This window comes from Marasmitruncus massiliensis (genome assembly GCF_900186535.1).
In the GTDB taxonomy this organism is placed as follows: Bacteria; Bacillota; Clostridia; order Oscillospirales; family Ruminococcaceae; genus Anaerotruncus; species Anaerotruncus massiliensis_A.
The window spans coordinates 1,472,847-1,495,863 of record NZ_FYDE01000005.1; the positions used below are offsets into that span (position 1 = coordinate 1,472,847).

23 protein-coding genes and 1 pseudogene are annotated in these 23,017 nt (G+C 52.2%); 20 read left to right on the top strand and 4 right to left on the bottom strand.

The genetic code is table 11. The features are described 5' to 3' along the window. Nucleotides 1–6: 6 nt before the first annotated feature. The gene (locus C1A10_RS15130; RefSeq protein WP_101911047.1) at nucleotides 7–264 is read right to left on the bottom strand and encodes a hypothetical protein; all 258 of its coding nucleotides are present in this window, start codon (nucleotides 262–264) and stop codon (nucleotides 7–9) included. A 268-nt stretch (nucleotides 265–532) separates the two neighbouring features. On the opposite strand from C1A10_RS15130, the gene C1A10_RS15135 reads away from it, so the two are divergent. Next, nucleotides 533–1,081, top strand: coding sequence for an NADH peroxidase (locus tag C1A10_RS15135; RefSeq protein WP_101911048.1), 549 nt, complete (start codon nucleotides 533–535; stop codon nucleotides 1,079–1,081). Nucleotides 1,082–1,162: 81 nt separating this feature from the next. Here C1A10_RS15135 and C1A10_RS15140 read toward each other — a convergent pair. Continuing rightward, a pseudogene (locus C1A10_RS15140) lies at nucleotides 1,163–1,348 on the bottom strand (hypothetical protein); the annotation flags it as partial. After that, nucleotides 1,320–1,859, bottom strand: a complete 540-nt coding sequence (locus C1A10_RS15145; RefSeq protein WP_101911050.1) for a DUF1836 domain-containing protein — start codon at nucleotides 1,857–1,859, stop codon at nucleotides 1,320–1,322. The gene C1A10_RS15145 and the pseudogene C1A10_RS15140, both read right to left, overlap by 29 nt. Before the next feature lie 145 nt (nucleotides 1,860–2,004). Between C1A10_RS15145 and trhA the strand changes: the two genes are divergently transcribed. Together trhA and C1A10_RS15155 are read left to right on the top strand one after the other, a co-directional pair. Then, nucleotides 2,005–2,658, top strand: a complete 654-nt coding sequence (gene trhA, locus C1A10_RS15150) for a PAQR family membrane homeostasis protein TrhA (protein ID WP_101911051.1) — start codon at nucleotides 2,005–2,007, stop codon at nucleotides 2,656–2,658. A 60-nt stretch (nucleotides 2,659–2,718) separates the two neighbouring features. Further along, nucleotides 2,719–3,072: a helix-hairpin-helix domain-containing protein gene (locus C1A10_RS15155; RefSeq protein WP_101911052.1), complete on the top strand. Its 354-nt coding sequence runs from the start codon at nucleotides 2,719–2,721 to the stop codon at nucleotides 3,070–3,072. Nucleotides 3,073–3,130: 58 nt separating this feature from the next. Here C1A10_RS15155 and C1A10_RS15160 read toward each other — a convergent pair whose 3' ends face one another. Beyond that, nucleotides 3,131–3,499, bottom strand: coding sequence for a zinc ribbon domain-containing protein (locus tag C1A10_RS15160; protein ID WP_101911053.1), 369 nt, complete (start codon nucleotides 3,497–3,499; stop codon nucleotides 3,131–3,133). 182 nt (nucleotides 3,500–3,681) lie between these two features. On the opposite strand from C1A10_RS15160, the gene C1A10_RS15165 reads away from it, so the two are divergent. The 17 genes from C1A10_RS15165 to clpP all read left to right on the top strand — a co-directional run bounded on the left by C1A10_RS15165 (nucleotide 3,682) and on the right by clpP (nucleotide 22,947). Next, nucleotides 3,682–5,148 (top strand): glycoside hydrolase family 10-like protein, encoded by a 1,467-nt coding sequence (locus C1A10_RS15165; RefSeq protein ID WP_101911054.1) that lies wholly within the window; start codon nucleotides 3,682–3,684, stop codon nucleotides 5,146–5,148. 123 nt (nucleotides 5,149–5,271) lie between these two features. Beyond that, nucleotides 5,272–9,351 carry an N-acetylmuramoyl-L-alanine amidase gene (locus C1A10_RS15170; RefSeq protein ID WP_101911055.1) on the top strand — a complete coding sequence of 1,360 codons (4,080 nt, stop codon included), beginning with the start codon at nucleotides 5,272–5,274 and terminating at the stop codon, nucleotides 9,349–9,351. A gap of 218 nt (nucleotides 9,352–9,569) precedes the next feature. Continuing rightward, nucleotides 9,570–10,418, top strand: a complete 849-nt coding sequence (locus tag C1A10_RS15175) for a sulfide/dihydroorotate dehydrogenase-like FAD/NAD-binding protein (protein WP_101911056.1) — start codon at nucleotides 9,570–9,572, stop codon at nucleotides 10,416–10,418. After that, nucleotides 10,411–11,799, top strand: a complete 1,389-nt coding sequence (gltA, locus tag C1A10_RS15180; RefSeq protein ID WP_101911057.1) for an NADPH-dependent glutamate synthase — start codon at nucleotides 10,411–10,413, stop codon at nucleotides 11,797–11,799. The genes C1A10_RS15175 and gltA overlap by 8 nt, the downstream gene beginning before the upstream one ends. A gap of 104 nt (nucleotides 11,800–11,903) precedes the next feature. Continuing rightward, entirely contained in the window at nucleotides 11,904–12,716 is an 813-nt protein-coding gene (locus C1A10_RS15185) for a M23 family metallopeptidase (RefSeq protein WP_101911058.1), read from the top strand. Next, complete coding sequence (locus tag C1A10_RS15190; protein ID WP_101911059.1) at nucleotides 12,706–13,275, top strand: zinc metalloprotease; 570 nt, start codon at nucleotides 12,706–12,708, stop codon at nucleotides 13,273–13,275. The genes C1A10_RS15185 and C1A10_RS15190 overlap by 11 nt, the downstream gene beginning before the upstream one ends. Nucleotides 13,276–13,380: 105 nt before the next feature. Then, nucleotides 13,381–15,231: a TIGR03960 family B12-binding radical SAM protein gene (locus C1A10_RS15195; RefSeq protein WP_101911060.1), complete on the top strand. Its 1,851-nt coding sequence runs from the start codon at nucleotides 13,381–13,383 to the stop codon at nucleotides 15,229–15,231. Then, nucleotides 15,224–15,901 carry a TIGR03936 family radical SAM-associated protein gene (locus tag C1A10_RS15200; RefSeq protein WP_145997749.1) on the top strand — a complete coding sequence of 226 codons (678 nt, stop codon included), beginning with the start codon at nucleotides 15,224–15,226 and terminating at the stop codon, nucleotides 15,899–15,901. The genes C1A10_RS15195 and C1A10_RS15200 overlap by 8 nt, the downstream gene beginning before the upstream one ends. A 188-nt stretch (nucleotides 15,902–16,089) precedes the next feature. Then, the gene (gene rplS, locus C1A10_RS15205; protein ID WP_101911061.1) at nucleotides 16,090–16,434 is read left to right on the top strand and encodes a 50S ribosomal protein L19; all 345 of its coding nucleotides are present in this window, start codon (nucleotides 16,090–16,092) and stop codon (nucleotides 16,432–16,434) included. A 179-nt stretch (nucleotides 16,435–16,613) separates the two neighbouring features. Continuing rightward, nucleotides 16,614–17,189, top strand: a complete 576-nt coding sequence (lepB, locus tag C1A10_RS15210) for a signal peptidase I (RefSeq protein WP_101911062.1) — start codon at nucleotides 16,614–16,616, stop codon at nucleotides 17,187–17,189. Between the two features lie 35 nt (nucleotides 17,190–17,224). Continuing rightward, entirely contained in the window at nucleotides 17,225–18,097 is an 873-nt protein-coding gene (gene ylqF / locus C1A10_RS15215) for a ribosome biogenesis GTPase YlqF (protein ID WP_101911695.1), read from the top strand. A 2-nt stretch (nucleotides 18,098–18,099) separates the two neighbouring features. After that, a complete protein-coding gene (locus tag C1A10_RS15220) occupies nucleotides 18,100–18,702 on the top strand; it encodes a ribonuclease HII (RefSeq protein WP_101911063.1) in 603 nt (200 codons plus the stop codon). A 6-nt stretch (nucleotides 18,703–18,708) separates the two neighbouring features. Beyond that, the gene (locus tag C1A10_RS15225; RefSeq protein ID WP_101911064.1) at nucleotides 18,709–19,110 is read left to right on the top strand and encodes a YraN family protein; all 402 of its coding nucleotides are present in this window, start codon (nucleotides 18,709–18,711) and stop codon (nucleotides 19,108–19,110) included. Next, entirely contained in the window at nucleotides 19,097–20,026 is a 930-nt protein-coding gene (locus C1A10_RS15230; protein WP_180951171.1) for a dipeptidase, read from the top strand. The genes C1A10_RS15225 and C1A10_RS15230 overlap by 14 nt, the downstream gene beginning before the upstream one ends. Before the next feature lie 15 nt (nucleotides 20,027–20,041). Then, complete coding sequence (locus C1A10_RS15235) at nucleotides 20,042–20,731, top strand: metallophosphoesterase (protein WP_101911066.1); 690 nt, start codon at nucleotides 20,042–20,044, stop codon at nucleotides 20,729–20,731. A 155-nt stretch (nucleotides 20,732–20,886) separates the two neighbouring features. After that, complete coding sequence (gene tig / locus C1A10_RS15240) at nucleotides 20,887–22,266, top strand: trigger factor (RefSeq protein WP_101911067.1); 1,380 nt, start codon at nucleotides 20,887–20,889, stop codon at nucleotides 22,264–22,266. 102 nt (nucleotides 22,267–22,368) lie between these two features. After that, nucleotides 22,369–22,947: an ATP-dependent Clp endopeptidase proteolytic subunit ClpP gene (gene clpP / locus C1A10_RS15245; protein ID WP_101911068.1), complete on the top strand. Its 579-nt coding sequence runs from the start codon at nucleotides 22,369–22,371 to the stop codon at nucleotides 22,945–22,947. Nucleotides 22,948–23,017: the final 70 nt, after the last annotated feature.

Here is a 23,017-nt window from a genome sequence, read left to right on the forward strand (position 1 = left end):
CTGGAATCAGTTATTGTAACTTTCGGTATCTTTATTGTCGGAAATTTTCTGGCTGCGGGAGTCTGCGGTATTGTTGTAGCTGTTCTTATTGCTTGTTTTGTTGCTGGCACGGTTGTTGGCTCTGTTTGTCGCATTGTTACTCGTGCGGCTGGTATTGTTGTTCATATTGTTATTGGCATTGTTACTGGTGCGACTGGTAGAGTTGCTGTTCATATTGTTATTGGCGTTGTTATTTGTACGGTTGTTCATGTTATTATTATCCATTCTCATTCACCTCTTTTCGATTGGCCTTACGGATAGTATGTGATGGAGAATGGCGGTTATTCGCGCAGAATCTGTTTTCAGTCACAAATTCGGAATGAAAAAAGGAAAGATGCCCCATCATCCAAAATGACTTTTTATAAAATAGATATAAAAAGAACATTTTTTATAAAAATTTGGAATTTATACTTGACTTCAAGAAAATGGTATGCTATATTATATTCATAACAATAATCATTATTGATTTTAAATACTAAAGGAGATGTCTGTTATGAAAAAGTTTGTTTGCACAGTCTGCGGTTATGTTTATGAAGGAGAATCCGCTCCCGAATCCTGTCCGCAGTGCAAGGCTCCGGCTTCCAAGTTTGAGGAGCAGAAAACCAATGCAATGACCTGGTCGGATGAACACAGGATCGGGGTTGCCGCAGGTGTAGACGCGGAGATTCTGGAAGGGCTCCGGATGAACTTTACCGGTGAATGCACAGAAGTCGGCATGTATCTTGCAATGGCCCGTCAGGCGCATCGCGAAGGCTATCCTGAAATCGGCCTTTACTATGAGAAGGCTGCCTATGAAGAGGCAGAGCATGCCGCGAAATTTGCGGAACTTCTCGGCGAATGTGTTTACGCCGACACGAAAAAGAACCTCGAACTGCGCGTAGCTGCTGAAAACGGCGCCTGTGCAGGTAAAAAGCAGATTGCCACACGTGCCAAGGAACTGGGTCTCGATGCAATTCATGATACCGTACATGAGATGGCCAAAGACGAAGCCCGCCACGGCTGTGCGTTCCAGGGCCTCCTGAGCAGATACTTTGGGAAATAATTAAAACATATAAGCACCCTCCTGCAAGAGCTTTATGATTACTCTTGCAGGAGGGTGCTTTTTTGCTTCAGACTTCGTATCCGCCAGCTTTTTTGCCAGCTTCCGCAGTTTGGGGAGCCGTACGCCAAGCACATTCCCGCATCCCGGTAATAACCGGGATGCGAACGCCTGATATTCAGGTTCCGCCCATTCCGTAAGAAGCTGCTTGATTTCCTTTTGCCCGGCTGCCGCCGATCGGTCAGGTTTCTTTTTCTGTCTTTGCGTCATCGATCAGCTCCTCGCATACGCGCCTGAAATAGGTAGCTCCGGAAGAAAGTGCGAGCGTCAGCGCCAGCCGGTTTTCTGATTCGGAACTGTCGGGACAGCTCTCGAGCGTTTTTATTAATAGCGCGGGAAGCTCCTGTTTCAGGCGTTCTTTCATTTCCAGCGATTTTTCATAGGCTTTTTCGAAGTTCACGGTTTCCGATTCTTTTGTCAAAAGCGTTTTGAGGTCGGATAACAAAAGTGTCTGCTTTAAATTCAGAATGCACAAGAGCTGGATCAACTGTTCGCGGGAATATTTTTTCCCTTTTATGGGCAAAATAAGATGCTCCTTACTGTAATTGTTGATCATTGTTTTGGTCAGCAGCTTTTCGTCCGGAGAGCGTTTGTTGGCGGAAAGCCCTTCATCAAACAGCGTCAGAATTTGATCCATATAAAGATCCAGCCGCGGAAGTTCAGCCGGAGAGATGTCTGCGTCGGAGAAAGCTGTATCAAGTAGTTCTGAAAATGCTTTCATTTTTTCCACCTGCCTTCATGAATAGGTTTATTTTACATAAAAATAAAAACAATTGCAATATGTAGTTGCAATTTTTCTGTTATATGATATGATACATAACAGAAAGTAGTTTTAAATACCACATGATGAATATGGAGGAGTCAAGGTGCCGAAGATATTTCAAAAAGCAAGGGATCCGATCAGCAGCTATTCTCACTTTATTGGCGCGGGGCTTTCTGTGTTTGGGCTGGCGGCAATGTGCATCCATCTGCTCCTGCAGCCGGATGTGGAGGCAAAATCCGCGCTTTCCAGCATTTTGTTTTGTGTGTCGCTGATTGCGCTGTACTGTACAAGTGGTATCTATCATTTTTCGATGTCCCCGCCCAGGGTGATTCTGATTCTGCGCAAGCTGGACCACGCCATGATCTATATTCTGATTGCGGGTACTTATACGCCGCTGCTTTTGAATCTGCTGCCTTATCCTAATAACGTTGGGTTCACAACGGCCATCTGGTGCGTGGCAGCCGCCGGAATTCTGATGAAACTCTGCTGGATGAATGCCCCGAGATGGCTTGGAACCCTGCTTTATCTGTTGATGGGGTGGGCCATTCTGGTTGACGTTCGCGCTCTGACCATGTTCCCGGCAGCAGGAACGGTTCTGCTCGTGACAGGCGGCGTCCTGTATACCATCGGCGGTATTATCTATATGCTGAAGCGTCCAAACCCGACGCCGGCATTCGGATTTCATGAACTATTCCATCTTTTTGTCATCGCCGGCAGTATCTGCCACTATTTTATGGTCTTTTTGTTTATTGCTTAGTTGTAATAAGCGGCAATCCATGGTATGATCTTCCTGTAAAAGTGCAAAGGAAGGGTTTGGATGGATTGGAAACTGGGGTACGGTTCGCTTGGACTGATCGCGTTGGTGCTGATTGGCGGAATGATTTGGTGCAATCATGTCTATGCGCCTTTGGAGGTGCCTGCCGCTATCCTCATGGAGCCGGCGCCGGTGCTGAACCCGTATCCGGAACTGGAAGGGGTGCGCGTGCACATCAATACCGCCTCGGAGGAGGAATTGCAGCAGCTTCCCAATATTGGCCCTGCCAGAGCGAAAGCAATCCGGGACTATATCAAAACATACGGAAAACTGACGACCCCGAAACAGCTTTTGGAGATCGAGGGGATCGGCGAATCGACAGTGGAACAGATCAAGTCTTTTTTGATATTTGATTGAGTATATGATAAAAAAATGAGCCTTCGAGGCTCATTTTTTTATGTCGAAATTGCAGGAATTACAGCTTTGAGCCGCACTGATTACAGTAGAGACTGCTGCTGCTCTGCTCCGCGCCGCAGACAGGGCAGCGCCGCCCAAAATTGTTCCGCAGAAGGGTCAGGCTTTCTGCTGATGCATGCACAGCCTCACCCTGTTCCGCGGCTTTACCAAGCTCCTGACTCAACTCAAATACACTGGCACACGAAGGACAGGTTGCAATATAAACGCTGTGAAAGCGTACAAGCGGAATAAAAAACGCGTGAAGATAATCATAATGGCGGCAGAGATGAAAGGTGCCGCTTTTGCCGCAAACAGGACAGATTGTCCCGGAAATTTGACCGGCGGGTACTACTTTGGAATTTGAACCGAATATACCTATTAAGAACATGGTTTCCTCCAATCCATCCTATCCACCGGTGTTTTACCGGATCGGATAAGGTCTCTACAGAAGAGTGTATACGATATGTTGAAAAAGTCAACACCAAAGAGAGAATTCCCGAATGCTATTGACCATTTTAGTCGAAACGTGTAAAATTGTAATGAATTGCGGTGCGAAGAAGGGGACAGAATATGAAACGATTTTTTTCCGTTATACTATCGGTAATTTTGGTGCTTGGTGCATCCGGATGCGCGCAGCGTTCCGGCGAAAACACTGTACATACAGACTCTCAGCAATCGGCCCCGGTTCTGGAAAGGCCGTCGTCACAAACGGTATATGGCGGGGAGCAGCCTTTGGCGGACGAAAAGGTAGTGCTGGATGAGGCTGTTGCGGAATCATCTGGGACATCGGAGCCGGCGTCATCCGAAGCGCAGGACGAGTCGTCCTCCGCCCCGGCTTCTTCTTCTGAAACTTCCTCGCAGGAGGTTTCGGAACCCGCGCAGGAACCTGAGCCTCAAAGCTCAGAGGCAAGCCCTCAGACGCAGGAAACCGAAGTGCTTGCGGCAAATCCTGTGTTTCATGAGGTGCGGGCGGTCTGGCTCTCCTATCTGACATTGGAGCCGATGGTGAAAAATAAAACCAAAGCGGAGTTTACCGCGAATATTGATCAGGCGTTTGCCAATGTGGCCGAGACGGGATTCAATACGGTCTTTGTGCATGTCCGCCCGTTTGGTGACGCCCTTTATAACTCTGCCTACTATCCATGGTCTTATCTTCTGAGCGGTACAGAGGGGAAGAATCCCGGGTATGACCCGCTGAAAATTATGTGCGAGCTGGCGGACAGCCACGGGCTGCGCATTGAGGCATGGATTAACCCTTATCGTGTGCGTGCAAGCGGAAGCAGGGAACTGGCCTCGGACAACCAGGCGAAGAAGTGGATTGCCTCGGGGAATGACGGCGCGCTGGAGTGGAACGGCGGTGTCTATTATAATCCGGGCAGCGCCGATGCGCGCAAGCTGATTGTCAACGGCGTGAAGGAAATTGTGAAAAATTATAATGTGGACGGAATCCACTTTGACGATTATTTTTATCCTACCACGGATATGTCTTTTGATAAAGCAACCTATCAGGCGTCCGGCAGTTCCAAATCGCAGGCGGACTGGAGACGGGAAAATGTCAACATTCTGGTGCGTGAGGTGTATGCCGCCATTAAAAAGATTGACAATTCATGCATATTCGGCATCAGCCCGCAGGGCAATATGAAAAACAACTACGACGCGCAGTTTATCGACTGTGCGAAATGGCTTGCCAATAAGGGCTATGTGGATTATATCTGCCCGCAGATCTACTTCGGCTTTGAGAATTCAGGGCTTCCTTACGCGGAAACAGTTGATGCCTGGAACCGCATGATTAAAGTGTCCGGCATCGACCTGTACATCGGTATTGCCGCCTATAAGCTCGGCCAGGCCGACCAGTGGGCCGGAGCGGGCCAAAATGAATGGGTTGGCACAACGGACATTCTTGCCCGCATGGTTAAGACGGCAAGAAACGCCTCCCACTACGGCGGGGCGGCGATTTACAGTTATGATTCCCTTTATCTGACCAATACCGCTCAGGTGAAGGCGGAACATACCAATCTCAAAAAGCTGTTCCGCTGAGCTTTTTCAGCATAAAACCTGTCTTGCGGTCTTCCGGCTCTGCCGTGATCAGGAAGACCGCGGACATTGATTTTACATGAACATCATGAAGACAGCGGACGCTGTCTGTGGGGAGGCAACCAAGTGGCACATCAAACTCCCAATCGCAAAACGATAGCGATCGTCCTGTCAGCAGTATTCATTGCGATTACGATGCTGACGGGCGTTTTGGCTTCTTTGAAAAATAATCCCTATCAGGTGGACAAGCCTGTCGTGGAATCCGAGTCTTCGTCTGTCTCGCTCCCTTCTGATGAGGAGAGCGACCCGGAAGACAGCATTCCTGATTCTTCGGAAGAAAGCCAGCCGGAGGACAGCGCTTCCGAAGAAAGTTCTGAATCAGAGGATGCTCAAGAGCCGGACGAGGACGAAACGGTCTATTATAATGTTCCGGATGAGATGCGGGCGGTCATGCTGGTGGCCGGGCGCGACTATCTGACATCGCCGGAGACCACTGACCGCGCAACAATCGCGGGCCAGATTGATCAGGCTTTGAACGCGGCAAAAGAACTGACGATGAACACCATTATCATCGACACCAAGTATCAGGATCAGGTGCTGTTCAGTTCCAAGACGCTTTCCCAGGCGGAGGTGGACCTCGACTGCACCGATTATATCACGACAAAAGCGCGCGATTTTGGCTTTTATGTTTACGCGACCTATGATGTGACCGACGGTATGGACGGGAACGGCTATGTACGCCTTTCCAATTCGGACGGAGATACGCTTGATGCTGTCGCAGAGAGCGTCGGGTCCTTTGCGGAAAAATATAAATTTGACGGAATTCTGCTGAATAATTACTATAATACCGCCAGCGGCGGCAGCTATGCGCAATATGTGCAGAGCGGCGGCGGCATGGGCTATCAGAATTACCTGCGGCAGGTGCCTGCGGCGCTGGTGGATACTGCCGTAAAATCAATCCGCGGCCATGCCCCGGGTACGCAGGTGGGCCTGCTCGCGGAAGCGGTATGGCAGAATGCCGCCGACGATCCGGAAGGGACGGAAACTTCCGCCGCGTTTACGGCGCTCAGGGACGGTAACGCGGATACGCGTGCGTTCGTGCAAAGCGGGGACTTCGATTTTGTCATGGTGGAAAACTACGGTTCCACAAATGAACAGACCGCCCGTTTCGGAATCGTGGCGGACTGGTGGTCCAAGGTGACCTCGGAAGCCAGCGTGCCGCTTTACATCATGCACGCATCCGACCGGGTGGGAACACAGTCCACCGGCTGGACGGTTTATGAGCAGCTGACCAAACAGGTGATCGATTTGGAAAAGGTCAGCAATATTTACGGACATGCTTTCAATTCCTTCAAAGCGCTGCAGGACAACCCCGGCAACAGCACGACCACGCTGATCCAGTATATGAACGACCAGATTGACGAGCAGTATGTGCTCAGCCAGTTGGCGCTGACCAAGCCGGCCCAGACCACGTTTACCACAAAGGAGCCTAGCGTCACCTTTCAGGGCGCTTCCGACCCGCGTGAGCCTGTGACTGTCAACGGGGAAAAGATCCCTACCAATGACAGCGGTTATTTTACGATCAAGGAAGATCTGAAGGCCGGCGTCAATACGTTTGAAATCTCCCATAAAAACAAAACGTTTACCTACACCATCACCCGGCAGGTGGAGGTGCTCAAGGAAATATGGCCGACGGGAAGCATCAATGTGGACGGCGGTATGCAGGTGTCCGTATCTGCTCTTGCCTATGAAGGGGCAACGGTAACCGCCAGCATCGGAGGGCAGAATATTACGCTTGCGCTTTCTGAAACCGAAGACGACGAGATAGACCGGGATTCCGGATACCAGCGTTATACGGGTGTCTTTACGGCACCGTCCGCTTCCGCGTCCCCGACTTCGCTCGGAACGATTACTGTGACCGCGTCGGCGCAGGGCGCGACCAAAACCCTCACCGGCGCCGCCGTAACGGTAAATAAGATCGCGAAGATGGGCGACGGCGCAATTGTGCAGGTGGTGGCTGATCAGGCGGAAACCTTCCCAATCAGCACCCTGAACGATAACTCTAACCCCGGATATTTCCCGTTGCCGTTAGGTACGACCGATATGACCTATGGCTCCGAAATCATCTATAAGGACGGAAAAAAATCCTACAGCTACTGGAAATTGCAGTCCGGCGTGCGCGTGTATTCCGATGATATCAAGGCCACCGGAAATTCACTGCCCGATCAGAATGAAATCAGTAAGATGAGCATTCAGTCCGGCAGCCAGTATACAACGGTAACCCTCACAACAAAAGAAAAAGTACCCTATAAGGTGACTTACGATGGAACAAAACTGGTGTTTGCGTTTGAATACACTGCGTCGGTGCCCGATTCGGCAACGCTGAAAAACAACGCGCTGTTTTCCGCCGCAAACTGGAGCGGCTCCAGTCTTACGCTTACCTTACGCAAAACAGGAGGATTCCTCGGGTATAAAGCCTATTACGAGGACGGAAACCTGCTGCTCCGCTTCAACAACTCTCCGGGCTCGCTTTCGGGGGCGCGTATTGTGGTTGACCCGGGGCACGGCGGCAGCGATCCGGGCGCGGTCGGCTTCTATCCCGGCAAGGATGAGGCGGATATCAACCTGGCGGTGGCCAATAAACTGGTTTCCGAACTGAAGAGCCGGGGAGCCAGCGTTCTGATGGTGACACCCGGAAGCACGATGGCATCCCGTCTGAGCGCCGCGCGGGCGTTTAATCCGCAGGTTCTGGTAAGTGTGCACTGCAATACGTCGCCCAGTTCGAGCGCCAAAGGTACGGAAGTCTATTACTTCTACCCGTTCCAGAAACAGCTCGCGGCGAATATTGCCGCCAATGTTTCCTCGGCTCTCAATACAACAAACCGCGGGGCAAAAGCCGGGCTCTATTATATGACCCGCGAATCCCAGTTTGCCTGCGTATTGGCGGAGCTTGGCTTTATGAGCAATGAGTCGGAATATACGCGGCTCATCAGTTCAAAATACCAGTCCCGTATTGCCGAGGCAATTGCCAATGGTGTGAACGGTTATCTGAGCGGGACAAATTCCGGCGGCGGCACCGGCGGGACGGATGACAGTTCCTCTTCGTCCTCCTCGTCAGACTCCCTCTCACTGAGCGACGATGTGCTGAATATGGATACAGGCGAAACGGCGGTCCTGTCGGCATCGGGTGATACGGAGGTCACCTGGAAATCTGAAGACACCTCCATTGCCACAGTGAACAGCTCCGGAAAGATAACGGCGAAATCAGAAGGAACAACCTATATTACTGCGACCGCCGGAGACGGCGGCGAATCCGTGGAATGCGAAGTAAATGTCGGCAAAACCGGCGGGAGCAGTGTTACCGGCGTTTCGCTCAATAAAACGACTTTGAACCTGTCGGAAGGAGATACCTATACGCTGACCGCCACTGTCAAACCGTCCACAGCCAGCAACCGGAAGGTTACCTGGGAATCGGACGACGAGGATATTGCAACGGTCAGTTCAACCGGAAAGGTGACTGCGGTTGACGAAGGGGAAACCTGGATTACCGTAACCACCAAAGATGGTGATTATTCGGCCGACTGCAAAGTGGTTGTCGGTAAGGCGGACCGTTCCGGCGGGCTGATCAGATCGATTACGATTTCAGGTGAAAGCCGGGTGGCGGTTGGTACCCGAATTGAGCTGACGGCTTCCGTCAGCCCGTCAAATGCCGCGGACCCCGGCGTGAAATGGAAGTCCAGTGACAGTGAGATCGCGGTTGTTTCCAATACAGATGACGACTCCTGCAAGGTGGAGGGCGTAAAAAACGGTACGGTTACCATTACGGCTACCGCGTATGACGACGGTAAAGAGTCGGCCACGTTTAAACTGAAGGTCGGGACAGGCACCGGCTCGGGAAGCAGCAATTCTTCTTCCGATGTGGACCCTGAACGGGGCGTGATGCCGACCGGGGTGACCATCACGGGAAGTTCTGCGTTAAAACGCGGTACCCGCTCGGAGTATGTCGGGAAAATTTCACCTAACAACTGTGAGGATCCGGGCGTCAAATGGTCGGTCAGCGACAGCGATATTCTGACCATCTATCGAACAGACGACGAGAATGTCATCAAGGTGGAAGGCTCCAAAACCGGAACCGCCTATCTGATCGGCGAGTCTTATCTGGATGGCTCGGTTTATAAGCGGTTTAAAATTACGGTTACGTCGTAAGCGAAACGCATGGCTTCATGAAACATGGAGTCATGCGTTTTTTATATTCCCCTGGATATTGCATCCGATTAAAAAAGTTGTTATAATAAAAAGTGATAAAAAGTTACAATTATCATATCGTTTTTGATAAAAATTTACCAGCGAGAACTGGAAGATAATAATTTTTTGTCTAATTTGCACCGCGCGGATTCGTGCGGTATAAAAATAGGAGTGAAACTATGTACAAAATCGTTACCAAGCGCTGTCTGAACGATTCCGTGACACTCATGGAAATAGAAGCGCCGCATATTGCCAGAAAAGCAAAGGCGGGCCAGTTTATCATTTTCCGTGTCGATGAAAAAGGGGAGCGCATTCCCTTGACGATCGCTGATTACGACCGCGAAAAAGGTACTGTCACCATTATTTTTCAGATTGTCGGCGCTTCCACAAAGTTGCTGAATACGCTGGAAGAGGGCGACAGCATCCTTGACTTTGTCGGCCCCCTTGGTGTTGCGACACACATTGATCCGAATGCCAAGCGCGTCTGCGTAATCGGCGGCGGAGTCGGCAATGCGATTGCTTATCCGCAGGCGAAAGCGCTGCACAACGCGGGCATTCAGGTGGATATGATTGCAGGATTCCGTTCCAAGGATATCGTCATTCTGGAAGATGAAATGGGTGCAGTCAGCGACCATCTCTACATTATGACGGACGATGGCTCCTACGGCGAAAAGGGGCTTGTAACAAACAAGCTCCAGCAGCTGATTGACGCCGGCAACAAATATGACGAAGTCATCGCGATCGGCCCGATTATCATGATGAAGTTTGTGGCCGCGACCACGAAGCCTTACGGCATTAAAACGCTGGTCTCCCTCAATCCGATCATGGTGGACGGTACAGGTATGTGCGGCGGATGCCGCGTCAAGGTAGGCGGACAGACGAAGTTTGCCTGTGTTGACGGGCCTGACTTTGACGGCCATGAGGTTGATTTTGACGAACTGATGAAGCGCAACACCTTCTACAGAGAGCGCGAGACGACAGATAAAGAGCATGTATGCCGCTTAACAGGAGGAAAACGCAATGCCTAATATGTCTTTGAAAAAAGTTTCCATGCCGGAGCAGGAGCCAAATGTCCGCAACAAGAATTTTCTGGAAGTTGCTACCGGCTATACAGAAGAAATGGCGGTCGAGGAAGCAACCCGCTGTCTCCACTGCAAAAATAAACCCTGCGTCGCCGGCTGTCCGGTGAATGTGCATATTCCCGAGTTTATTGCAAAAGTCGCGGCCCGGGATTTCGAGGGGGCCTATGAAGAAATCTCTCTCACAAACTCCCTGCCTGCTGTCTGCGGCCGCGTTTGTCCGCAGGAAAGCCAGTGCGAAGGCAAGTGTGTCCGCGGAATCAAGGGCGAGCCTGTCGGGATCGGCCGTCTCGAGCGTTTTGTTGCCGATTGGCACATGGCTAACGGCACGGAGCATATTGAAAAGCCGAAAACCAACGGCCATAAGGTTGCAATCGTCGGAGCCGGCCCGTCCGGCCTGACCTGCGCCGGAGATCTTGCAAAACTGGGCTATGAAGTGACTGTTTTTGAGGCGTTCCATGCCGCCGGCGGCGTTTTGATCTATGGAATTCCGGAATTCCGTCTGCCAAAGTCAATTGTGGCGCAGGAAGTCGGCAAGCTGGAAAAAATGGGCGTTGAAATTAAACCCAATATGGTGATCGGTAAAGTGGATTCTGTGGACGAGCTGTTCGAACAGGGCTATGAGGCCGTGTTCATCGGTTCCGGCGCCGGACTGCCGAGCTTTATGAATATCGAAGGCGAAGACCTCCTCGGCGTTTATTCCGCCAACGAGTATCTGACCCGTATCAACCTGATGAAAGCATATCGCGAAGGCTATGACACCCCGATTGCCAAGAGCCACTCTGTTGCGGTCGTCGGCGGCGGCAATGTCGCGATGGACGCCGCCCGCTGTGCGAAACGCATGGGCGCGGAAAATGTTTATATTGTTTACCGCCGTTCCATGGAAGAGCTGCCCGCGCGTGCGGAGGAAGTACACCATGCGCAGGAAGAAGGCATCATCTTCAAGCTGCTTAATAACCCGGTGAAAATCCTCGGGGATGAAAAAGGCAGGGTCAGCGGCATGGAGTGTGTGGAGATGAAGCTGGGCGAACCGGACGCATCCGGACGCCGCCGCCCGATTGCCGTGGAAGGAAGCAATTTTGTGCTGCCGGTTGACACGGTGATCATGTCGATCGGAACCAGCCCCAATCCGCTGATTCGTTCCACCACGACGGGGCTGGAAGCAAACAAACACGGCTGCCTGATTGCGAAGGATAACGGCGCGACAACAAAAGACGGTGTTTTCGCGGGCGGCGATGCCGTCACCGGCGCCGCGACGGTCATTCTGGCGATGGGAGCCGGAAAAACCGCCGCGGAAGCGATCGACGAATATATTAAGTCCAAAAATTAATCGGGATAGATGTGGGGCGGCGCCGCTGCCCCACATTTTTTTTGGTTTTTCTGCATAAACTTGTCTTGAAAAGTCTTGTAAAGAAGGCAAGGAGTGTGAAAACCATGCTGAATCGTTCAAAACAGGCCCGCCGAACTGTTGTGCGACCGATCCGCAAGACGCCCGCCGAACGGGACCCGTATCTTGCGGCTCTGCTGTCTCAGCTGGCAGTCAGTACCCTGCTGGTGGTTTTGTGCTATGTGCTTGTGGATGCGAAACCGCCGTTTCTGGAACAGCTCGCGCGGCAGTATCAGGAGCTTCTGGTTGCGGAAAAGATCGATCTGGAATCAATTCCGGAGATGGGAACCTGGAAAGAAGACGCGCTGGACACCTGCGCCGATCTTATAGAAAAGCTGGCCACCCCCAGAGATGCGCAGCCTGAACTGGATGGTCAGGGCGGCTGGTTTGGCATTGGGAACGGTGACGGCAGGGCGGCTCCTTCCGCCTGCGATCTGTCGCCGGTAGTCTCCTCGGTGCCGGTGCTCGCGCCGGTAAGCGGTAAGGTTACCTCCACCTTTGGATACCGCATTCATCCGGTCAATGGGCTGGATGACTTTCATAATGGGGTAGATATCGCCGCGGCGCAGGGCAGCGGGATTTATGCGTCGCTGCCGGGTAAGGTAGTGGAAATTGACAGCTCCGCCATTTACGGCAACTATATTACGCTTGACCACGGAGGCGGATTCCGGACTACCTACTGCCATTGCGATACGATCGTAGTACCGCTCGACGCAAATTTAAGACAGGGGGAGCTGATTGCCACCGTGGGCAACACCGGCATTTCCACCGGTCCACACTGCCATTTTGAAATCAGTAAAGGCGGAACCTATTACAACCCTGCGTGGGTGCTTAACGGAATGAACGGCTATGGAGTTTGAACTTGCATCCACCCGGTTTTCGTTTTCTTTCGGTTTCTTTGTGGTTCTTTGCCTGTATTGCCTGTATGACAGGGAAGGAGCGGGGATTCCGGTTCTCTGCGCGGTTGCGCTGCATGAAGGCGGGCATGTGCTGGCGCTCAAAGCAGTGAAGGGGAAAATACCGTATCTGCGGTTTGAGCCGTTCGGTATCCGGATGGTCAGAAGCGGGCTGCTGACCTACGGGCAGGAATTTCTGGTCTATTCCGGCGGAATTCTGGCAAATGCGGTTACACTGCTGATCGCCCTGCCGATTTTAGGCTGGTGCCAGTTCACGATGGCGAATCTGGCACTGCTGCTGTTCAACGGCCTGCCTGTCGGGCGGCTGGACGGGGGGCAGCTGCTTCGGGTAGCGTTGTGCCGCCGGATGAAAAACCTTGACCATGTGGAAACCGTGCAGCGGCTGGTAGGATTCCTGATCCTTACGCCTTTATTTGCAGGCGGATTTTACCTGCTTCCGCAAAAAAATATCACGCTGCTGCTTACCGCCTGCTATCTGGCGCTCACGCTCTGGAAATCGTGAGCGCCTTTTGCGTTCTTGCAATTTCAGCCTGTTTATTGTAAACTAAACAGATGCAATATGGAGAAACTATGCGAAAGCCCTTGATTATGAGAGGATGTAAAACGATTGAATAACGTAAAAAAGGCGCTGGAACGAGTACTGCTGCAGGTACAAAAGCCGGCGCGCTATACCGGAGGCGAGATGGGCAGCATTGTAAAGGATGCTTCCAAAGTCGATGTCCGGTTTGCGTTCTGCTTTCCTGACCTTTACGAGGTAGGAATGTCGCATCTGGGCATGAAAATCCTTTATTCGCTGACGAACGAGCGGCCGGACTGCTGGTGCGAACGGGTGTTTGCACCGGATGAAGATTTTGAGAAAATGATGCGTGCGAACCGGATTCCCCTGTTCGGGCTGGAGAGCATGGACGCTATCACAGAGTTTGACTTTATCGCGTTTACCCTGCAATATGAGCTGAGTTTTACGGCGATTCTGAATATGCTGGATCTGGCCGGTCTGGAGGTGCGCTCAAAAGACCGCGGGTGGGACAAGCTCAGCCCGGTCGTGGTGGCCGGGGGGCCTTGCGCCTGTAACCCGGAACCGATTGCCGACTTTATCGACCTGTTCATTCTCGGCGAGGGTGAAGAAGTGAATATGGAACTGATCGACCTTTACAAGCAGTGCAAACAGGAAGGCACGGATAAGAAAACCTTCCTTATCCGTGCGGCGCAGATTGAGGGCATCTATGTCCCGTCTCTGTACAAGGTCGACTATCGTGAGGACGGAACAATTGCTTCCGTTACCCCTTCCTGCGGTGCTCCGGCCGTGGTGCATAAACGGATTATAAAAGACTTGGACAAAGTCTTTTATCCGGATAACTTTATTGTGCCGTTTACAGAGACTGTGCATGACCGCGCTATGGTCGAAGTGCTGCGCGGATGCATCCGCGGATGCCGTTTCTGTCAGGCCGGGTTTATTTACCGCCCGTTCCGGGAGAAACACGCGGATACGCTCAACCAAAACGCGCACGACCTTTGCAACCATACCGGCTACGATGAGGTTTCGCTGACCTCCCTTTCCACCAGCGATTATTCCGAGCTGGAGCCTCTGCTGAACCGGATGCTTACATGGACGGAACCGGACGCTGTCAATATTGCGCTTCCGTCCCTGCGCGTCGATAATTTTTCCAAAGATCTGATGGAACGCGTTGCCGCTGTTCGCAAGTCGTCGCTGACGTTTGCGCCGGAAGCGGGAACCCAGCGTCTGCGGGATGTCATCAATAAAAACGTGTCGGAGGAAGATGTGATGCGCACCTGCCGGACGGCTTTTGAAGGCGGTTACACCAATGTGAAGCTGTACTTTATGCTGGGGCTGCCCACCGAAACGGACGAAGACGTTGCGGGGATTATCCAGCTGGCGCAGAAAGTCGTGGACATGTTCTACCATCTTCCGGAAAAGCCGAAGGGCAGGGGTGTCAATGTGACCGTTTCCGTTGCGTGCTTTGTCCCGAAGCCGTTTACCCCGTTTCAGTTTGAACCGCAGGATACCATGGAAGAACTGCGCCGCAAGCAGAAAATTTTGCTGGATACGGTGAAATCCAAAAAAATTTCCGTTAAATACCACGACAGCCCCACCAGCTTTCTGGAGGCGGCGCTTGCCCGCGGTGACCGCAGGCTCTGCCCGGTGGTCGAATATGCGTGGCGGAGCGGTTCCAAGTTGGACGGCTGGAACGATTACTTTTCCATGGAGCGCTGGGAAGACGCCGCGCAGGTCTGTGGCGCAGACTTCCGCTTTTATGCGAACCGTGTCCGCGCTTACGATGAAGTGATGCCCTGGGATCATTTGGACTATGGGGTGAGCAAGCGGTACCTTATCCGCGAAAACCAGCTGGCACACGCGGATACCACGACGCCGCACTGCCGCCTGAAATGCTCGGGCTGCGGGGCAAATCAACTGCTGGGGGGTGCCTGTTTTGGCTGATGCCGGTTATCTGCTCACCGTCCGGGTCTTTTACCGTAAGCTTGGGCGCATGAAATACATCTCGCATCTGGACATGAACCGATGTATCGCCCGTGTGTTCAAACGTTCCGGGCTGCCTGTCTGGCATACGCTGGGCTTTAACCCCCATATCTATACCACATTTGCCCTTCCTCTGCCGCTTGGCTTTGAGAGCACCTGTGAATCGCTGGATTTCCGCCTGACCCGGGAAATGCCCATGCAGGAAGTCTGCGACAGGCTGAACGCGGTTTTGCCGGAGGGACTCGTTGTGTATCGCGCGCAGCCGGCGGTCAATAAACCGGAGGTGATCTGCTGGGCGGATTATGAAATCACGCAGGAATTCGATCAGGGCGATGCCGCACAGATTGCCCGCCGGTTTGCGGAATTCTGTGCGAAAGAGGTCATTGAGATCACGAAAAAGGGCAAAAAAGGTGAGCGGCAGATGGATATTAAACCGCATTTTTCTATCCGCGAAGTCAAAGCGGATGGAAATACGCTTTCCTTTACGCTGCGCGCGGCCGCGGGCAGTACGCTGAATATCAACCCCATGCTGCTGCTGGACGCGTTCGCTGCTGAAAGCGGGCTGAAAGCGGACTGGCTGAGAATTGTAAGGACCGCAATTCTGGATCGGAATTTTCAGGAGTTCTCTTAATAAAATTGTAAATTCCCTATTGCTTTCCGGATTCGGTTGTGCTATAATCATTTAGCATGTAATGAACGTTGTATCCTGCAACGGGACTTTGTGCCCGGTTCGCGAACGGGAACCGACATAAAAGCGGACAGTCCTCTGCCATAATCCTATGGGTATGAATGTCTGAAACAAAAAGGAGGAGCTATCAGATGGATGCTTTAAAGCACATTGCCAGCGACTGCATCAAGACAGAAATGCCCAAAGTGGATATCGGCGATACCGTCAAGGTATACGTTTGGATTAAAGAGGGCGAGAAGAGCAGAGTTCAGATGTTTGAGGGAACGGTGATCGCCAAGAAACACGGCGGTATTTCCGAGACTTTTACAGTCCGCCGCGTTGCACACGGCTGCGGAGTGGAGAGGGTTTTCCCGGTTCATTCCCCCAACATCGACAAAGTCGAGCTTGTCAGAAAAGGCCGCGTCCGCCGCAGCAAGCTTTATTATCTGCGTGACCGCGTGGGTAAGGCTGCCAAGGTTAAGGATGTTATCCGCTGATTATAGCGCACTCGAAAGGGACGTGAAAACGTCCCTTTTTTGCTGTTTTCAGGTTTTTGGTTGAACGGATGGGCAAATTATGTTATACTATAAACCGATTTTGCGGCGATAGACAGCGGTTTGCTGAAAACTTGCGGGTCTTAACCGCAAAATTGAAATGGAAGAAATCAGGTGAATCAATGGACGATCAGGAGATAAAGGAGCCGATCCCTTCAGAGCCGGCAGGCAGCTGTGCGATGGGGGAACTTTACGAGTGGGTTGAGTCCGCTTTGTTTGCGGTTGTAGCTATGCTGACGATCTTTACTTTTTTTGTGCGGCCCGCAACTGTGGATGGGTCCTCCATGGTTCCGACGCTGCATAACGCGGAACGGCTGGTACTGCAGCAGATTGGCTATAATGACCCGCAGTACGGCGACATTGTTGTTGTGGACCGTACCGGCAAAGGCGAGCCGCCGATTGTAAAACGCGTCATCGGCAAGGGCGGAGATACCATTTATATCAATTTTGAGACACATGAAGTCTGGCGGAATGACGAACTGCTCGATGAGCCTTATATCAACGAGCCGACGTCCAGCCAGCTTGACATTCAGTTCCCGGTCGAAGTGCCGCAGGGAACGATCTTTGTAATGGGGGACAACCGAAATCATTCCCTTGACAGCCGCTCAACCGAAATCGGGATGGTGGATTTGCGTTGTGTTATGGGGAAAGCAATTTTCCGGTTTTTCCCGTTTAATAAGATGGGAGGGTTTTCATGAGCAGCCGGGATGAAGAGGAACGTGCTTTAGCTCCAATGGCGCCGGTTCCGTCCATCCAATGGTTTCCCGGGCATATGGCGAAAACCCGCCGTCTGATGGCGGACAGCATGAAGCTGGTGGATATTGTGGTAGAACTGACGGATGCCCGGATACCGGCATCCAGCCGGAATCCGGAAATCGACCGCCTGGTAGGCGCGAAACCCCGCGTAGTGCTTCTCAATAAGTGTGATTCCGCGGATGAAGCGGCAACAAAGGCCTGGGTCGATTATTATGCCGCAAACGAAATACCGGCGATTCCAACCGACTGCCGGAGCGGCCGCGGGCTGAAAGCCTTTCTGCCGCTGGTGCGCAGGGTGCTGGAAGAGCTGCTTGCGCGCCGTGCCGCCAAAGGCATGGCCGGCCAGCCGATCCGCATGATGATTGTCGGAATCCCGAATGTGGGGAAATCTTCCTTTATCAATCGGATGGCGGGTGCAAAACGGGCCAAGGTAGAAGACCGTCCGGGTGTCACAAGGGGGCGCCAGTGGGTCACGCTGGAAGGCAGCGTGGAACTTCTGGACATGCCGGGTGTCCTCTGGCCGAAATTTGAGGACCCCGCGGTTGGGGAGAGGCTTGCGTTTACAGGCGCGGTCAAGGACGATGTTTTGGACATTGAGCTTCTTGCCATGCGCCTGCTTTGGCTTCTGAACAAGGAGTACCCGTCCCTTTTGACGGAACGTTACAAAATTCAGGAACAAGAGGCGGACAGGCTGGATGCTTATGGCCTGCTGAACCTTGTCGGCAGAAAGCGCGGTATGCTGGTGTCGGGCGGGGAAGTAAACACCGAACGGGCCGCCATCACAGTTTTGGATGAGTTCCGAAGCGGAAAGCTGGGCAGGATTACGCTGGAACTCCCACCGGAGGGCTGAATATGGGGTTATACGATTATGAGTTGATTGCCTATGATAACGGATTTTCCGCCATCTGCGGGGTAGACGAGGCCGGGCGTGGACCGCTTGCGGGCGATGTATACGCGGCCGCCGTCATTCTGCCGCGCGGGGTGGAAATCGAAGGCGTCAACGATTCCAAAAAGCTCTCCGAGAAAAAGCGGGAAAGACTCTTTGATGTGATTACAGAAAAGGCGGTGTCGTATTGCATCGCGACTTCTACGATCGAAGAGATCGATACGCTGAATATTTTGCAGGCGTCTCTGCTTGCGATGCGGCGGGCCGTTGCCGGATTGTCCGTCCAGCCTGATCTGGCGCTGGTGGACGGGAACCAGGACCCCCACCTCGCGATAGCCGCCACCCCGATTATTGGAGGGGACGGCAAAAGCGCATCTATTGCGGCCGCATCCATCCTTGCAAAAGTTGCCCGTGACCGCTATATGAAGCAGCTGGATCTGCAGTTCCCCGAATATCAGTTTTCCCGCCATAAAGGCTATGGGACAAAACTGCATTATGAACTTCTTTCGCAGTACGGCATTTCTCCGGTTCACAGACGCACTTTCCTGAAAAAATGGGCGGGGAAGTGAGCGGGTATGGCAGATACGCACACGCGCGGCACAATGGGCGAGGAGTTCGCCTGCCGCTGTCTGCAGGCGGACGGCTATGAAATTCTGGCGCGAAATTTCCGCAGCTCCCACAGCGAGATTGACATCATCGCCCGGAAGGACTATGTCATTGCCTTTGTGGAAGTCAAACTGAGAAGCCAAACCGCGCTGGCAGCTCCCATGGCCGCCGTATCGGCGGCTCAGCGGCGGCGCATTGTGCTGGCCGCCGTTTCTTATTTGAAAGAAAAAGGCATATATAATACAGGGGAATATCAGCCGCGGTTTGACATTTTTGAGGTGGTGACGGAGTCTGCGGGCTCACCCAATGTGGTGCGTTACGCGCACGTTCCTGCCGCCTATGACACGGGGGATTTGCATGTATTTGTTTGATCTGCACTGTGACACCATCACGCGCCTGAATGATGGTGTCCGGCTGGAACCGAACGACAGGAGCCTGTTGCTGAACGCAGCCCAGCTTGCGCTGGGCAGGATGCGGGGGGAAAACTGGTGCCAGTGCTTCGCCATCTTTATGCCCGATGAATACAGAGGCAGGGACGCTGTCGATTATTATGAACGGAGCTACCGCTATTTTCTGGAGCAGATGTCCTTCCATAGTGCGTATGTGGAGCAGGTGCAAAATGCCCCGGAAGCCGAAGCGGTGATTGCACAGGGGAAAGCCGCAGCGATTTTGACCGTGGAGGGCGGCTCCGCCCTTGCCGGGGATTTGGGCCGTGTGGAACGGCTCCGGGAATGCGGCGTCAGGATGATGACTCTTACCTGGAACGGTGAAAATGAGCTGGGAAGCGGAAACCTGACTTCACATGGGCTGACCGATTTCGGCAGGGCGGTTATTCCGGCTCTGGAAGAGGCGGGAATCGTCGCGGATGTTTCTCATCTCAACGACGCCGGATTCTGGGAGGTCGCGCGGCTGGCGAAACGCCCGCTCTGCGCGTCGCATTCCAATTCCCGCTCGGTGTGCGAACATCTGCGCAACCTGACCGACGACCAGTTCCGGTTCCTTGCGGAACATCAGGGTCTGGCGGGCATCAATTATTACGTTGGCTTTTTGGCGGAAGAGGCTGCAAACGTGACTTTTGACCATCTGGCCGCGCATGTTTCCCACTTCCTCGAATTGGGGGGAGAAGATGTTCTCGCGCTCGGCTCTGATTTCGACGGTGCGGATACGCCCCCATGGCTGAGCTCCGTCGAGCATACCTGCGGGCTTTACACGCGCATGTGCGCAGAATTTGGGAGAGAGATTACAGATAAAATTTTCTGGGGCAATGCGTTTCGATTTTTCTCGTAAAAAAGAGGTGACCAAATGGCGGTTTATACGATGGGCGATCTTCACCTGTCGCTGAATTCCAATAAATCCATGGACATTTTCCCCGGCTGGCACGATTATGTGCGGCGCATCGAGGAAAACTGGCGGGCCAGAATTACGGATGCGGATACGGTGGTGCTCCCGGGCGACAGTTCCTGGGGGGAGTCTCTGGAGGAGGCGTTGCCCGATTTTCAATTTCTAAATGGGCTGCCGGGGCGGAAAATCCTGCTGAAAGGGAACCATGATTACTGGTGGAACACCAAAAGCAAGGTGACAGGTTTTTTTGCCGCGCAGGGTTTAAATACACTGGAAATCCTCAATAATAACAGCGTCGCCATTGATCGGATCGCAATATGCGGCTCCAGAGGATGGCTTCTGGAAAACGGGGAGCCGTTTGACGATAAGATCATCAAACGGGAGGCTATACGGCTTGAGCTGTCGATCACGGACGCGGAGAAAACCGGAAAAGAACCGGTGGTATTTCTCCATTATCCCCCGGTCTACGGGGAAAGCGAATCCCCTCAGATTCTTGATGTGCTTGTGCGGCATAAGATCTCCCGGTGCTATTACGGACATATTCATGCATCGGGCTGCCGGTTTGCGATTGACGGCACCTACCTGGGAATTAAATTCTATCTGGTCAGCAGCGATTACCTGGGGTTTGACCCGCTGCTGGTGGAATCATGAGATAAAAAAGGCAGCGAAAATTTTGTTATTTACAATTTATCTATTGGCAGGCAGGCCAAAATTTGCTATACTGTTACGATAGTGGGCTTATAGTGCCTGAACGTTCCTCCATGATGAATGGCAGGAGCAACAAAGATTTATGGAGGAAATAAAACATGTCTGTTAAATCTGTGAAAACCAATGAAGACAAAAAAGTTGAACTTGAAATCGCGGTCAGCGCTGAAGACTTTAATAAAGCTGTGGATGCGGCGTTTAAAAAGAACGGTAAAAAAATTAATGTCCCCGGTTTCCGCAAAGGCAAGGCTCCCCGCAAGATGGTCGAAAAAATGTACGGCGAGGGAATGTTCTTTGAGGAAGCTGTGAATAATACCTATCCTGCCGCTTATCAGGCTGCTGTGAAGGAAGCGAATATCGATCCGGTTGACCGTGCTGATATTGAAATTATGGAAGTCAGCAAGGAAAACGGCTATACGTTCAAGGCAACCGTTACTGTGAAGCCGGAAGTAACCCTCGAAGGCTATAAAGGGATTGAAGTGGAGAAAAAAGTTTCTGTCGTCACCGATGAGGAAGTGGACGCGGAAATCGGCCGCCAGCGTGAACAGAATGCCCGCGTCATTGCCGTGGAAGGCAGAGCTGCTGCAAACGGCGATACCGCGGTGATTGATTTTGAGGGCTTTGTGGACGATGTCGCTTTTGAAGGCGGCAAAGGAACCGACTATTCCCTGGTGCTGGGCTCCAACAGTTTTATTCCCGGCTTTGAAGATCAGGTCGCCGGCCACAATGTTGGCGAATCGTTTGAAGTGAATGTTACGTTCCCCGAAGATTATCACGCGGAAGAACTGAAGGGCAAGGCTGCCATGTTCAAGGTGACCATGAAAGAGCTGAAGATGAAAGAGCTGCCAGAGCTTGACGATGAATTCGCAAAAGACGTCAGCGAATTCGATACGCTGGATGAGCTGAAAGCCGACGTTTCCAAAAAACTGCAGGAGAAGAAAGACGAGCAGAGCGACACAGATGTGGAAAACAAGCTGATGGAAGCGGTTGCCAATAAAATGGTCGTCGATATTCCGGACTGCATGTTTGAGTCCCGCGTTGATGAGATGCTTCGTGACTTTGAATACCGCCTCCAATCCCAGGGCATGGATCTGAAGAATTATCTGCAGTATACCGGCATGGAGCTGGACGCTTTCCGCAAGACCTTCCGCCCGCAGGCTGAGGCGCAGGTAAAGACTAGGTTGGCGCTTGAAAAGATCGTTGAACTGGAAAAAATTGAACCGACTTCCGATGAGGTGGAGGCTGAGTATCTGAATATTGCCCAGCAGTATAAGATGGAAGTTGAGAAGGTCAAGGGCATTGTTCCGACCTCTGACATTAAGAGCGGCCTTGCGATGAATAAAGCGCTTGACATTGTGCGTGAAAACGCTAAGATTTCTGAGACAAATGATGCCGAGCCCAAGCGCAAAAAGACAACGCGCACCAAAAAAGCGGCCGCGAAAACCGAGACAGCTGAGGAAGCGGTTGAGGCTGCGGAATAATTTTTCGCTACATACCGGCATGGGGGATTGCTTCGTGCCGGTATACAAGCAGGATGTAGAGAAGCAGTTTGCGGCAGAAACAATCCAGTAGGAGGTATTTACATGAGCCTGGTGCCAATGGTAGTGGAACAGACAAACAGGGGAGAACGTTCTTACGATATTTTTTCCCGTCTTCTGAATGACCGGATCGTAATGCTCTGCGAGGAAGTAAACGATACGAGTGCAAGTCTCGTTGTGGCGCAGCTTCTATATTTGGAGGGGCAGGACCCGGACAAGGATATTCATCTTTATATTAACAGTCCCGGCGGCTCGGTGACCGCAGGCATGGCAATTTACGATACGATGAACTATATCAAGTGTGATGTTTCCACTATTTGTGTAGGGCTCGCCGCTTCAATGGGTGCTTTTCTGTTGTCCTCGGGGGCAAAAGGAAAACGCTTCGCGCTGCCGAATGCCGAAATCATGATTCACCAGCCTTCCGGCGGTGCAAGGGGTCAGGCCAGCGATATTAAAATTCATGCTGACTGGATTTTGAAAACCCGCGAAAAGCTCAACCGTATTTTGTCGGAGCAGACAGGGCAGCCTCTTGAAAATATTGAGCGTGACACCGAGCGCGACAATTTTATGTCGGCGCAGGAAGCGTGCAATTATGGTCTGGTAGATAAAATCATTACCCGGTAATGACTGGAAATGTGCAACACCTTTTGAGGTGCTGCACATTTGTGTTACGTTTAAGCTACAATCAGGAGGT